The sequence below is a fragment of the Streptomyces sp. WAC04114 genome (assembly GCF_019733245.1).
Lineage (GTDB): Bacteria > Actinomycetota > Actinomycetes > Streptomycetales > Streptomycetaceae > Streptomyces > Streptomyces massasporeus_A.
In genome coordinates this window covers 21,142-33,417 of the sequence record NZ_JAIGQA010000009.1, presented here as the reverse complement: position 1 = coordinate 33,417, position 12,276 = coordinate 21,142, and the positions used below count along the sequence as shown (strand labels likewise).

The window sequence follows — 12,276 nt, the reverse complement described above, 5'->3', positions numbered from 1 at the left end:
CGGATGTCATGAGCCCGGATGTCGAGCCTCGCCGGCGAGGCCGCGATGCCGGACGGGGTGTCCGGAACCGCGGCGTTCGCGTCTCAGCCGCTGCTCCCGGCGCTTTCACTCGTCTCGCTGATCTCGACGTGGCGGGGCTTTGCGACGTCGGCCTTCGGGACGGTGATGGTGAGCACCCCGTCCGACAGCTGCGCATTGATCTTCTCGGTGTCGATCTCTCCAGGCAGCCTCAGCCGGTATTCGAAGGATCCGGTGCGGCGGGTGCTCCGTCGCAGGACACCTTTGCGTTCCCTCTCCTTGATTTCTCCGGTGACCACCAGCTCCTGGCCGTTCGCTTCGATGTCGATGTCCTTGCTCTTGACACCGGGGAGTTCGATCTCGATGCGGAAACTGTCGTCGGACTCCGTGACGTCCGCCAGGGGTGTCCACGCGACTGCGGGCGCCGCGGCTCCCACCGTGGATTCGATCAGTCCGCTCATCTCGCTGAGCAGTTGGTCGAACTCCGTCAGCGGATTGCGTGCCCAGCCAACTGGCCTGGCCTGCATGGCGGCACCCCGTTGGTGCCGGACGGGCGTAGTCATTCCCATCGCCTCCTTCTCCTTCTCGTGATCTCGTCTCTCTTCGGGGTCATCCGAGCCAGGCGGACTCCTTCGGACGGGTACGCGGGGAGTTGTCGGTGCCGCCGGGCGCGGCCGTGTGGCCCAGGTAGCGGTGCACGAAGTGGATGCTCATCGCGCCTTCACCGACCGCGGAGGCCACGCGTTTCACCGAGCCGCTGCGGACGTCGCCGACGGCGAAGACGCCGGGCAGGCTGGTCTCCAGCGTCAGGCAGTCGCGGCCCTGGCTCTGCCACAGTCCGGGGACGGAACAGGCCTGTGCCTCGGCCCCGGTGAGCACGAAGCCGCGCGCGTCTAGGGCGAGCGCGTCGGACAGCCACTCGGTGTGGGGTTCGGCGCCGGTGAAGACGAACAGGGCGCGCACCGCGAGCTGCTGATGCTCGCCCGTACGGTGGTCGACCACGGTGACCGCCTCCAGCACCTCGTCGCCGAGTGCCTCGGTCACCTCGGTGTGCAGCAGCACGCGCACCCGCGGGTGGCGCTCGACCTGATCGATCAGGTAGCGGGACATGTGTGCCTCGAGGCTCGGCCCACGGACGAGCAGATACACCTGCGGTGAGTACCCGGCCAGGAAGAGTACGGCCTGGCCCGCGGAGTTACCGCCGCCGACGACGGCCACCGGGTCGGTGCGGCACTGCCGGGCCTCGTAGACGGTCGCCGAGTAGTGGACGCTCGTTCCCTCCAGGCGTTCGATGCCGGGCACGTGGAGGCGTCGGTAGCGGGCGCCGGTGGCCAGGACGACGGAGCGGGCGCTGATCTCGCTGCCGTCGGCGAACCCGACGGCGTAATGGCCGTCCCGCGGTTCGAGGCGGGCCGCCTCCGCCGGGACGCTGATCCGGGCGCCGAACTTGTCGGCCTGGAGCACGGCGCGGTCGGTGAGTTCGGCGCCGGAGATGCCGGAGGGGAAGCCGAGCAGATTCTCGATGCGGGACGACGTCCCGGCCTGACCACCGGTGGCCATCGCCTCGACCAGGGTCGTACCGAGACCCTCCGAGGCGGCGTTCACCGCGGCGGCGAGACCGGCGGGTCCGGAGCCGACGATCAGGAGATCGCCGTGATGGTTTCCGGCAGGCAGCGAGGGCAGGCCCATGAGCCGGGCCAGTTCCGCGTTGCTGGGGTTGCGCAGCAGAGTGGTGTCCCGCCAGATGACGAGCGGTGTCTCCTCCGGGCCGACGCCGAAACGGCGCAGCAGTTCCTCGGCCTCCTCGTCGGTCTCGAGATCGATCCAGCGGTACGGCAGCCGGTTGCGGGCGGCGAACTCACGCAGCCGCCGGGTGTCGGGCGAATAGCGCGAGCCGACGATGCGGAAACCGGCGCCCTGCCCGACGAGCAAAGCACGCCGGCCGAGGCAGGCGCGCAGCACCAGATCGCCGAGGACGGAGTCCCGGGCCACCAGGTCACGCAGCTGATCCATGGACACGGCGAGGACCTCACCGGGGTCCCTGATCACGGCGGTGTAGAAGGCCACCTGCCCGTTCAGAAGGCCGAGCTCGCCGATGAAGCGGCCGGGGCCGTGCACCCGCAGCAGACGTTCGTCGGTCGTGCCGTAGCCCTCGACGATGGCGACCGAGCCGCTGAGGACGACGTAGAACGTCTCGCACCGCTCCCCCTCCCGGATCAGCACATCGCCGGCGTCGGCTTCGCGCCGCCGACCGCGCTGCGCCAGGCGGTCGATCTGGTCCTCCGACAGGCGCGGATAGGCGCCGTAGATGTCGGCGGTCTCGAAGGGGACGCTGTCCTCCCCCTCGTCCGGCACCTGCGCTGCGCCTGGCTGCGTCTCGTCGCCGGGCATCACACGAACGCCTCGTGGACGAAGCACCAGCGCCAGCTCTCACCGGGCTCGAACGACGCCGCGATCGGATGGCCGTCGGCGGCGGCGTGACGGCGCGCGTGCCGGTTCGGCGACGAATCGCAGCAGCCGACGTGGCCGCAGGTCAGGCAGAGCCGCAGGTGGACCCACGGGGAGCCGAGCTGCAGACACTCCTGACACCCTTCGGGGGTCAGTGGCTGGACCGGCCGGACGAGCGCGAGGTGGGGGTCGGTTCGTACGGTCATGGCTGTTCACCCTTTCCCGGCCGGTTCGCGGCCCGCGATCGACTGCTCCACCCACCGCCGCAGGGCAGGGGCGGGTGCGGCACCCGCCTGCCGGGCGATGGTCTGTCCCTCGTCGAGGACCAGCAGCGTCGGTACCGCCTGGACCTCGAACCGCTGCGCCAGGCGCGGGTTCTTGTCGATGTCGACCTTGACCAGCTTGATCTTTCCGGCGAGATCGACGGCGACCTTCTCCAGCTCGGGGCTCACCATGCGGCAGGGGCCGCACCAGGTGGCCCACAGGTCGACGACGACGGGCACGGTGGCCTGCTCGACGACCTCGGTGAAGTCGTCGTCGCCCGCCTCGGCCATCCATGGCAGAGGCTGCTTGCAGTTGGCGCACCTGGGGCGGCCCTCGGCTGCCACGGGCACCCGGTTGGTGCGCCCGCAGTGCGGGCAGGTGACGTTGGTGGCTTGCACAGTACTCATGCCGCCTTCGCTCCCTTCACGTCCTCGGGCTCCTCATAGGTGACGACCAGCTCTCCGTGCTGGGCGTCGACGCGGACCGTCGCGCCGTCCTGTACGTCGCCGCGCAGCAGGGCGCGCCCGACGAGTGTCTCGACCTCGTGGGAGATGTAACGCCGCAGCGGCCGGGCCCCGTACACCGGGTCGTAGCCCTGGTGAGCGATCAACTCCCGGGCAGAATCGGTGAGTTCAACGGTGATGCGACGCTCGGCGAGGCGGCTTCGCAGCTCGTTGAACTGCAGCTCCACGATCTGCTCGATCTGCCGCTCACCGAGCGGCTTGAACAGCACGATGTCGTCGACGCGGTTGAGGAACTCCGGGCGGAAGTGCCCGCGCAGCTCGCCCATCACCAGGGCCCGGGCGTCCGGCTTGATCTCACCCTCGGCGGTGACGCCGTCGAGGAGGTGCTCGGAGCCGATGTTGGACGTCATGATGATCACGGTGTTGCGGAAGTCGACGGTGCGGCCCTGGGCGTCGGTGATGCGGCCGTCGTCGAGGATCTGCAGCAGGGTGTTGAAGACATCGGTGTGCGCCTTCTCGATCTCGTCGAACAGCACGACCGAGTACGGCTTGCGGCGTACGGCCTCGGTGAGCTGGCCGCCCTCCTCGTAGCCGACGTATCCGGGCGGGGCGCCCATCAGCCGGCTGACGGTGTGCCGTTCCTGGTACTCGCTCATGTCGAGGCGGACGATGTTCTCCTCGGAGTCGAACAGGGCCCGGGCGAGGGTCTTGGCCAGCTCGGTCTTCCCGACGCCGGTCGGGCCGAGGAAGATGAACGAGCCGATGGGGCGCCGCGGGTCCCGGATGCCGGAACGGGCGCGGATGATGGCGTCGGCGACGAGCTTGACGGCCTCGTCCTGGCCGATGACGCGCTCGCGCAGGATCTCGTCGAGGCGCAGCAGCTTCTCGCGTTCGCCCTCCTGGAGGCGGGCGACGGGAACGCCGGTCCAGGCGGCGACGATCTCGGCGATCTCCTCCTCGGTGACGACCTCGCGCAGCAGCCGGTTCTCCCCTTGCTTCGCGGCCAGTTGCTCCTCCTCCGCGGCGAGCCGGCGCTCCAGGTCCTGGAGGCGGCCGTAGCGGAGTTCGGCGGCGCGGTTGAGGTCGTAGGCGCGTTCTGCCTCCTCCGCCTCGTGGCGGACCTGCTCCAGTTCCTGGCGCAGCTCCTGCACGCGGCGGATGGCCTGCCGTTCGGCCTCCCACTGGGCGTGCTTGGCGTCGGCCTCGGCGCGCAAGTCCGCTAGTTCCCTGCGCAGTTCCTCGAGGCGGGTCTTGCTCGCGGGGTCGGTCTCCTTGGAGAGGGCGGCCTCCTCGATCTCCAGGCGGGTGACGCGGCGGGTGATCTCGTCGAGTTCGGCTGGCATCGAGTCGATCTCGGTACGCAGCCGGGCGCAGGCTTCGTCGACGAGGTCGATGGCCTTGTCGGGCAGGAACCGGTCGGTGATGTAGCGGTGGCTGAGGGTGGCCGCGGACACCAGCGCGGTGTCCTGGATCTTCACGCCGTGGAAGATCTCCAGGCGTTCGCGCAGTCCGCGCAGGATGGAGATGGTGTCCTCCACGCTCGGCTCGTCGACCAGGACCTGCTGGAAGCGGCGTTCGAGGGCGGCGTCCTTCTCGATGTACTTGCGGTACTCGTCGAGGGTGGTGGCGCCGATCATGTGCAGTTCGCCGCGGGCGAGCATCGGCTTGAGCATGTTGCCCGCGTCCATGGCTCCTTCGGCGGCGCCCGCGCCGACGACGGTGTGGAGTTCGTCGACGAAGAGCAGGATGTGTCCCTGGGCTGCCTTCACCTCGGACAGCACGGCCTTGAGGCGTTCCTCGAACTCGCCCCGGTACTTGGCCCCGGCCACCAGGGAGCCCATGTCGAGTGCGAACACGGTCTTGTCGCGCAGCCCTTCGGGCACGTCGCCGCGGACGATGCGCTGGGCGAGGCCCTCGACGATGGCGGTCTTGCCGACGCCGGGGTCGCCGATGAGGACCGGGTTGTTCTTGGTCTTGCGGCTGAGGATCTGGGTGACGCGGCGGATCTCGGCGTCCCGGCCGATGACCGGGTCGAGCTTGCCGTCCCTGGCCTCGGCGACCAGGTCGCGGCCGTACTTCTCCAGAGCCTCATAGGCAACTTCGGGATTGGCGGAGGTGACCCGCTGGTTGCCGCGGATCTGGGTGAGCGCGCTCAGGAACGAGTCCCGGGTGATGCCGTGCTCCTTGAGCAGGCGTCCGGCGGCGGTCGCCGAGCCCTCCTCGGCCAGGGCGAGCAGGAGGTGCTCCACGGACACGTACTCGTCCTTGAGTCGTTTGGCCTCCCGCTCGGCCGCGTCCAGCAGCCGGGACAGGCGCTGGGTGACGAACACCTGGCCCGGCGCCGCACCCGGGCCGGTCACCTTGGGCCGGCGGGAAAGCTCATTACGCAACGCCGCACGGAGCTCCTCGGGCTCCCTGCCCGCCTGTTGCAGCAGCCGCGGGATCAGGCCGTTCTCCTGGTCGAGGAGCGCGAGCAGCAGATGCTCACCGTCGACCTCGGTCTGGCCCATGCGGACGGCGGCGGTCTGCGCCTCCTGGAGGGCTTCCTGTGACTTCTGGGTGAGACGGTTCATGTCCATGGCGGTATGTCACTCCTCGTACCGGCGCGGCGCAGTGCGGTTTCGAGCAGGCTGATGCGGTCCAGCAGATCGAGCACCAGACCGATGGATGCGTAGTTGAGACACAGACCGGAGCGCAGCCGCTGCACGCGGGCGAGAACCGCCGGGGCTGCGGAGTCGAACACCAGGCGCCCCGCGGCGTCGTGCTCGGCGTCGACCAGCCCCAGGGCGACGAACCGGCGGACCAGGTCGGGATGGACGCCGGCGCGGCGGGCCACGGTGTCCAGGGAAAGCCTGGGCACGGGGACGAGCGCGTACCGCACGGTCGTGGAGCCGGCGCTCGTCCGTACGGGACGCCCGCCCGCCTCGGCCCGGGCGGCACGACCGCCGGTGGCTGCCCATGAGGGTCGGTCGCTCATCACGTCCTCCTGGGGTCGTACGAAGAGGTGGCGGCGAGCTCCTCGAACAGCTCGCGCTCCCGGTCGCTGAGCTTGGGCGGCACCATGACGCGGAGTTCGGCGTAGAGGTTGCCGTCGGCACCGCGCGGGTTCGGCATGCCCTCGCCGCGCAGCCGCAGCCGTCGGCCACTGGACGAGCCCGCGGGCACCGTGACCTTGGCCGTGCCGCCGCCCGGGGTGGGCACCGGAACCGTCGCGCCCAGCGCGGCCTCCCAGGGGGTGACCGGAAGCTGCACGTACACGTCCCGGCCGTCCAGCCGGAACCGAGGGTGCGGTTGGATACGCACCCGCAGATACAGATCCCCCGCGGCGGCGTCACCACTGCCCCGTCCGCCCTCGCCCGCCAGGCGGATGCGCTGCCCGTCGGTGACACCGGGCGGTACGTCGACCTCGTACCGTCGCGGCTGCCCGGTGGGGCCGGCGAGCGTGACGGTGCGGCGGCCTCCCCGGTACGCCTCCTCGACAGTGAGCGGCAGCTCGGCCTCCTGGTCGGCCCCCGGTACACCGCCGGGGGCGCCACCCGCTCCGAAGAACGAGCCGAACAGGTCCTCGATGTCGATGCCCTCCCCTGCGAAGTCGTCGCCGAAGCCGGTGTACCGGACACGCGGGCCGCCCGCACCCGCGGTCCTCCGAGCGCGGAAGCCGCCGCCGGGTCCGGCGCCTGCACCGACCCGCTCCTCCCAGTCCTCGGGGACCCTCCGGTAGTCCTCGCCGAAGCGGTCGTAACGGGCCCGGGTCTTGGGGTCCGACAGGACGCTGTACGCCTCGTTGAGGTCCTTGAAGCGTTCCTCCGCCCCCGGGTCCTTGTTGACGTCGGGGTGGTACTTGCGGGCGAGTTTGCGGTACGCCTGCTGGATCTCGTCCTGGCTCGCGGTCCGTGACACGCCCAGCACCTCGTAGAAGTCCTGTGCCATGACCGGTCACTCCCGCTTCGCGACAGTCACCGCGGCGGGCCTGAGCTGGCGTTCGCCGTCGCCGTAGCCCGGGCGGAGCACCTCGACGACCGTGCCCGGTGGGGCGTCGGGGTCCTGGACGACGCCGACCACCTCGTGCCGGGCCGGGTCGAAGGCGACGCCGGTCTCCGCGTGCCGCGGGTAGCCGAGCAGTTCGAGGACGTTCACTCCCTGGTCGCGGACCGCCCGGACGCCCTCCACGATCGCGCCGGGGTCGGATCCGGCATGGGTCAGGGCGAGTTCGAGGTTGTCCAGGACGGGCAGGAAGGCGGCGGCCGTGCGGGACCGCTCGGCCGTCCGCTCCCGCTCCAGTTCCCTGGTGTGGCGCTTGCGGAGATTGTCGAGGTCGGCGAGCGCGCGCCGCCAGCGGTCCTCGAGTTCCTTGAGCTCGGCTGTGTGCTCGTCCTGAGAAGGGGCGGGGCCGCCGGCCGCGTCGGGGCCGGGTGCCTCGTCCGCGTCGGACCCCGGCCCGGTCGACGTCCCCGAGCGCGGAAGATCCTCTCGGGCAGGGCGTACGGCGCCCTCCGGAGCCGGGTCGGCCGGGTCCGGCACGGCCGGGTCGGATTCCCTGGGATGGATCGGCATGGCGGTTCCTCAGTCCTTGTCGAACTCGGCATCGATGACGTCGTCGTCACCGCCACCGCCGCTCGGGCCGCCACCGGTCGCACCGTCCCCGGTGGTGTCCTGGTCGGGACCGCCCGTGGCGGCGCCGGCCTGATGCGCCGTCAGCCCTGCCAGCACCTGCTGGAGTTCGGAGGTCAGGGGCCGCACCCGCTCCACGCCTGCCTCCTCCTTCACTGCCGCCCGGGCATCCGACACCAGCATCTCGGCGCGTGACTTCTCGTGCGCGGGTGCGGCGTCGCCGAGCTCGGCGAGGCGCTTTTCGACCTGGTATGCGACGGCGTCGAGCTCGTTGCGGGCGTCGACGGCCTCGCGCAGGGCCTTGTCCTCGCCCTGGTTGCGCTCGGCCTCCTGGACCATGCGTTCGACTTCGCCGCGGTCGAGGTTGGAGCTCTCGGTGATGGTGATGCCCTGTTCCTTGCCGGTGTCCTGGTCCCGGGCCTTGACGTTGAGAATGCCGTTGGCGTCGACGTCGAAAGTGACCTCGATCTGCGGTTCGCCGCGCGGCGCCGGGCGGATGTCGGTGAGCTGGAAGCGGCCGAGCACCCGGTTGTCGGCGGCCCGTTCGCGCTCGCCCTGGAGGACGACGATGTCGACGGCGGGCTGGTTGTCCTCGGCGGTGGAGAAGGTCTCGGTGCGGCGCACGGGGATGGTGGTGTTCCGCTCGATGATCTTCGTCATCACGCCGCCCCGTGTCTCGACACCCAGCGACAGGGGCGTGACGTCGAGCAGCAGGACGTCCTTGACCTCGCCCTTGAGCACCCCGGCCTGGATCGCGGCACCCAGGGCCACGACCTCGTCGGGGTTGACGCTCATGTTGGGTTCCTTGCCGCCGGTCAGCCGGCGCACCAGCGCCTGTACGGCGGGAATGCGGGTGGAACCCCCGACGAGGATCACCTCGTCGATGTCGCTCTCGCCGACCTTGGCATCGGCCATCGCCTGCTGGACCGGCCCGAGGCACCGCTCCACCAGATCGCTGGTGATCTGCTCGAACGTGGACCGCATGACCGAGTCGGTCAGATGCTTGGGCCCCGAGGCATCGGCCGTGATGAACGGCAGGCTGACCTGCGTCTGCGTCACCGAGCTCAGCTCGGTCTTGGCCTTCTCCGCCGCCTCGAACAGGCGCTGCAGGGCCTGCGGGTCCTTGCGCAGGTCGATGCCGTTCTCCTTCTGGAAGTCGTCCGCGAGGTAATCCACCAGACGCCGGTCGAAGTCGTCACCGCCCAGGTGACTGTCGCCCGCCGTGGAACGCACCTCCACCACGCCGTCGCCCACGTCGAGGATGCTCACATCGAACGTGCCGCCGCCGAGGTCGAAGACCAGCACCGTCTCGTGCTGCTTCTTGTCCATCCCGTACGCGAGGGCGGCCGCGGTCGGCTCGTTGATGATCCGCAGCACCTCGAGGCCCGCGATCCGCCCGGCGTCCTTGGTGGCGGTGCGCTGGGCGTCGTTGAAGTAGGCGGGCACGGTGATGACCGCCTCCGTGACCCGCTCCCCGAGCTGCTTGGACGCGTCGTCGGCGAGTTTGCGCAGTACCTGGGCGCTGATCTCCTCGGGCGCGTAGAGCTTGTCGCGCACCTTGAAGCGGGCGACGCCGCCCTCACCCTCGACGACGTCGTACGCCACCGCCCTGGCCTCGTCCGAGATCTCGTCGAAGTGCCGGCCGATGAACCGCTTCGCCGAGTAGATGGTGCCCTTGGGGTTGAGGATCGCCTGGCGCCGGGCCAACTGGCCCACCAGCCGTTCCCCGGTGTCGGTGAAGGCCACCACGGACGGTGTCGTACGGTTGCCCTCGGTGTTGGGCACGACGGAAGGCTCGCCGCCCTCCCACACGGCTATCACCGAGTTCGTGGTGCCCAGGTCGATGCCCACTGCCTTGGCCATGAGGAACTCCTCCCGGTGCGGCGGCATGCGCCGCCGCTGCGGTCCGATCGTTCAGGTATGGGCGGGACGTCCGCCGCCGCCGGTGGTCTGCAGCCCGCCGAGCAGCCGTGCGGCCTCATCGGCCACCGCTTCGTCCACGACGACGTCGTACCGGCTGGGCTGCATCGAGCGGACCGAGGCGAAGTCCCGGCGACCGCCCTGCAGGGCGTACAGCAGCAGACCGAACAGCGCGCCCACGATCGCCCCGAAAATCAGGCCGTAGAGGGCGACGAGCAGGGCGGAGACGAGCGGGTCCACCCAGTCCAGCAAGCCGAAGAGCCAGCCGATCAGCGCACCGGGAAGGGCCCCGCTCGCCGCACCGTGCAGGGCGGCCCGGCCGTAGTCCATACGTCCGACGACCTGCTCGACGAGGCGGACGTCCTGGCCGATGATGGCCACCCTCTCCACGGGAAACCCCTGGTCCGAGAGGTGGTCGACGGCGCGTTCGGCTTCCTGGTACGTCTCGTACGTGGCAACGGGCCTGCGAGGCTGCTCTGTCATCACCCAGTCCTTCCTGCCGGGATGCACGACTGCCCCCGGCTCGCTCCAGACTCGCGAACCGAGCAGCTCTACGCCTGCGCCCGGCAGGTCAAAGAACGACGGAGCCCGTCCTCCCCCGGGCACGAGGTCAAAACTCCGACGCCCTCGGGTGAGCCGGTCGCAGCGGGGTACACGAAGTCCGCCCATCTCTACGGGGGCTAGGGAAAGGGAGTGATCCCATGGCCGGCCGCTGGGCACGGAGCATGCACCGAGGCCGCCCCGGCCAGGAAGGCAGCCCGCCACGGAGCCGTCCCGGGCGCTACCCGACGCCCTCGTGGAGAGGGTCCCGCCCGGACCTTCCCAGCGCCGACCCGGCCCCCCACGAACTGCTGGCGGTCTCCCGCGCCCTGTTCGACACCCTGAACGAAGACGAGATCCTGCGCCTGGCCATGGACCACGTGTCGGCCGTCGGCCCGTACCGGGCCGAGGCCGGATACCTCAGGGTGCACGGCCAGCTGGTCCCCAGCCCGCAGGGCGGGCCGGGCCATGCGTCAGCCGTCGACCGGACGGTGCGAGAGCTGACGGGGCGGGACGGTCCCGTGGCCGTTCCCGGCCGGTCACGGGGCCGGGCCATGGCCCTGCACGGTCCCGGTGGACTGCACGGCTACCTCGTGGTGACATCCAGCTCCCGGCCCACCCACGCCCAGCACTGCCTGCTCGCCGTGCTGGTACGCCTCACCGCCGCGGCCCTGTCGGTCGCCGTCGCGCACCGCCGCCGGCAGGAGGACGCGCTGGAGCTGCAACTACTGCGACGAGAACGAGCAACGCTCCAGCAGCGGCTGATCACCCTCGTGGCCGAGGCGGGATACCAGCGGGTCGTGCACGAGGCCCTCGCCGAGGTCGGGGCCTCGGGCGGCGGCGAGGAGGCCATCACCAGCGCACTGCATGAGCTCACCGGCTTTCCGGTGCTGGTGGAGGACCGCTTCGGCCGACTGCGGTCCTGGACCGGTCCCGATCGGCCCGACCCCTATCCGGAACCGGACCCCGCACGCCATGAGGAGATGCTCCAGGAGGTCGCTCGCAGAGGCGGACCCGTGCGGATCAAGGACCGGCTCATCTCCGTGATACGCCCACGCGGTGAGGTCCTCGGAGTGCTGGCCCTGATCGATCCCCGGGACGACGCCGACGAGTACACCCTGTTCGCTCTGGAGCACGCCGCCACCTCACTCGCCCAGGAGATGTCGCATCTGCGCCACCTGGCGGAGGTGGAGCTGCGACTGCACCGCGAACTGGTCGACGATCTTCTGGGGGGCACGGACGAGGCGAGCGCCTACGCCCGGTCGGAGGCGTTCGGGCACGACCTGCACCGCATCCAGTACGTGGTCGTCGTGGAGTGGAAGAGCCAGATCTCCGACGACGCTTTCGCGCGGACCGTGGGCCGGGCGGCGTCGGCCGTGGGTATGCCGTCGCTGGTGACCCGGCGTTCCGACCACGTGGTCCTGGTCGCCGAGGGCAGGCCCCACGAACACGCCTTGTACGAGGCGCTCGCCCGGGAGACCGGAACAATCGACGGGACGATCGGGGTGAGCGCCCGCTGCGACACCCCGGACGGCATCCCCGGCCGCTACCAGGAGGCACTGCGTGCCCTGGAGGTACGCCGACGGTCCCGAAGTCGATACGGCACGACGTTCTTCGACGATCTCGGCCTCTACCGCATCCTGGGACCCGGTAACGAATACCAGGAGCTGGAGGGGTTCGTCCGGGAATGGCTCGGAGAGCTCGTCGACTACGACAGCCGGCACCGTGCGGCGCTCGTGGAGACTCTGTCCCGGTACTTCGACTGCGGCGGCAACTACGCCGAGACCGCCGAGTCCCTCACCATCCACCGCAGCACGCTTCGCTACCGGCTCCAGCGGATCCGCGAGATCAGCGGCCATGACCTCACGAATGTGGAGGACCGCCTCAACCTGCAGGTCGCGACCCGGGTGTGGAAGATCATGCTGGGCGGACCCGGTTGAGGAGCCCACGGTTGTCTGCAACCGAGCCCCCTGCACGGGCTCCCCTACTAGTGGCAGCGCAAGCCGTGAGG

General features: G+C 70.4%; 11 protein-coding genes. 1 reads left to right on the top strand and 10 read right to left on the bottom strand.

The genetic code is table 11. The features are described from left to right. Positions 1 to 83: 83 nt before the first annotated feature. From K4G64_RS04910 to K4G64_RS04865, 10 genes are read right to left on the bottom strand one after another with little or no spacing between them, the layout of a single operon-like run. A complete protein-coding gene (locus K4G64_RS04910) occupies positions 84 to 581 on the bottom strand; it encodes an Hsp20/alpha crystallin family protein (RefSeq protein ID WP_260460033.1) in 498 nt (165 codons plus the stop codon). Between the two features lie 46 nt (positions 582 to 627). Next, a complete protein-coding gene (locus K4G64_RS04905) occupies positions 628 to 2,409 on the bottom strand; it encodes an FAD-dependent oxidoreductase (protein ID WP_221754772.1) in 1,782 nt (593 codons plus the stop codon). Further along, complete coding sequence (locus tag K4G64_RS04900) at positions 2,409 to 2,672, bottom strand: UBP-type zinc finger domain-containing protein (protein ID WP_221754771.1); 264 nt, start codon at positions 2,670 to 2,672, stop codon at positions 2,409 to 2,411. The genes K4G64_RS04905 and K4G64_RS04900 overlap by 1 nt, the downstream gene beginning before the upstream one ends. 6 nt (positions 2,673 to 2,678) lie before the next feature. Continuing rightward, positions 2,679 to 3,137, bottom strand: a complete 459-nt coding sequence (gene trxA / locus K4G64_RS04895) for a thioredoxin (RefSeq protein WP_221754770.1) — start codon at positions 3,135 to 3,137, stop codon at positions 2,679 to 2,681. Next, positions 3,134 to 5,773: an ATP-dependent chaperone ClpB gene (gene clpB / locus K4G64_RS04890; protein ID WP_221754769.1), complete on the bottom strand. Its 2,640-nt coding sequence runs from the start codon at positions 5,771 to 5,773 to the stop codon at positions 3,134 to 3,136. Before clpB ends, trxA begins: the two co-directional genes overlap by 4 nt. After that, positions 5,764 to 6,171, bottom strand: coding sequence for a chaperone modulator CbpM (locus K4G64_RS04885; protein ID WP_221754768.1), 408 nt, complete (start codon positions 6,169 to 6,171; stop codon positions 5,764 to 5,766). Before K4G64_RS04885 ends, clpB begins: the two co-directional genes overlap by 10 nt. Next, positions 6,171 to 7,124, bottom strand: a complete 954-nt coding sequence (locus tag K4G64_RS04880; RefSeq protein WP_210979892.1) for a DnaJ C-terminal domain-containing protein — start codon at positions 7,122 to 7,124, stop codon at positions 6,171 to 6,173. The genes K4G64_RS04885 and K4G64_RS04880 overlap by 1 nt, the downstream gene beginning before the upstream one ends. Positions 7,125 to 7,130: 6 nt before the next feature. Beyond that, entirely contained in the window at positions 7,131 to 7,748 is a 618-nt protein-coding gene (locus tag K4G64_RS04875; protein ID WP_221754767.1) for a nucleotide exchange factor GrpE, read from the bottom strand. Between the two features lie 9 nt (positions 7,749 to 7,757). After that, on the bottom strand, positions 7,758 to 9,668 hold the full coding sequence (gene dnaK / locus K4G64_RS04870; RefSeq protein ID WP_221754766.1) for a molecular chaperone DnaK: 1,911 nt from the start codon (positions 9,666 to 9,668) through the stop codon (positions 7,758 to 7,760). Positions 9,669 to 9,719: 51 nt separating this feature from the next. After that, the gene (locus K4G64_RS04865) at positions 9,720 to 10,208 is read right to left on the bottom strand and encodes a general stress protein (RefSeq protein ID WP_221754765.1); all 489 of its coding nucleotides are present in this window, start codon (positions 10,206 to 10,208) and stop codon (positions 9,720 to 9,722) included. A 218-nt stretch (positions 10,209 to 10,426) separates the two neighbouring features. Here K4G64_RS04865 and K4G64_RS04860 point away from each other — a divergent pair, with 218 nt between their 5' ends. After that, the gene (locus K4G64_RS04860; RefSeq protein WP_221754764.1) at positions 10,427 to 12,205 is read left to right on the top strand and encodes a CdaR family transcriptional regulator; all 1,779 of its coding nucleotides are present in this window, start codon (positions 10,427 to 10,429) and stop codon (positions 12,203 to 12,205) included. The last annotated feature ends 71 nt before the right edge of the window (positions 12,206 to 12,276 follow it).

Coding starts and splice junctions, on each gene's coding strand:
- K4G64_RS04860 (WP_221754764.1), top strand. CDS start 10,427: ATGGCCGGCCGCTGGGCACGGAGCATGCACCGAGGCCGCCCCGGCCAG.
- K4G64_RS04865 (WP_221754765.1), bottom strand. CDS start 10,208: ATGACAGAGCAGCCTCGCAGGCCCGTTGCCACGTACGAGACGTACCAG.
- K4G64_RS04880 (WP_210979892.1), bottom strand. CDS start 7,124: ATGGCACAGGACTTCTACGAGGTGCTGGGCGTGTCACGGACCGCGAGC.
- dnaK (WP_221754766.1), bottom strand. CDS start 9,668: ATGGCCAAGGCAGTGGGCATCGACCTGGGCACCACGAACTCGGTGATA.
- K4G64_RS04910 (WP_260460033.1), bottom strand. CDS start 581: ATGACTACGCCCGTCCGGCACCAACGGGGTGCCGCCATGCAGGCCAGG.
- K4G64_RS04905 (WP_221754772.1), bottom strand. CDS start 2,409: ATGCCCGGCGACGAGACGCAGCCAGGCGCAGCGCAGGTGCCGGACGAG.
- clpB (WP_221754769.1), bottom strand. CDS start 5,773: ATGGACATGAACCGTCTCACCCAGAAGTCACAGGAAGCCCTCCAGGAG.
- K4G64_RS04900 (WP_221754771.1), bottom strand. CDS start 2,672: ATGACCGTACGAACCGACCCCCACCTCGCGCTCGTCCGGCCGGTCCAG.
- trxA (WP_221754770.1), bottom strand. CDS start 3,137: ATGAGTACTGTGCAAGCCACCAACGTCACCTGCCCGCACTGCGGGCGC.
- K4G64_RS04885 (WP_221754768.1), bottom strand. CDS start 6,171: ATGAGCGACCGACCCTCATGGGCAGCCACCGGCGGTCGTGCCGCCCGG.
- K4G64_RS04875 (WP_221754767.1), bottom strand. CDS start 7,748: ATGCCGATCCATCCCAGGGAATCCGACCCGGCCGTGCCGGACCCGGCC.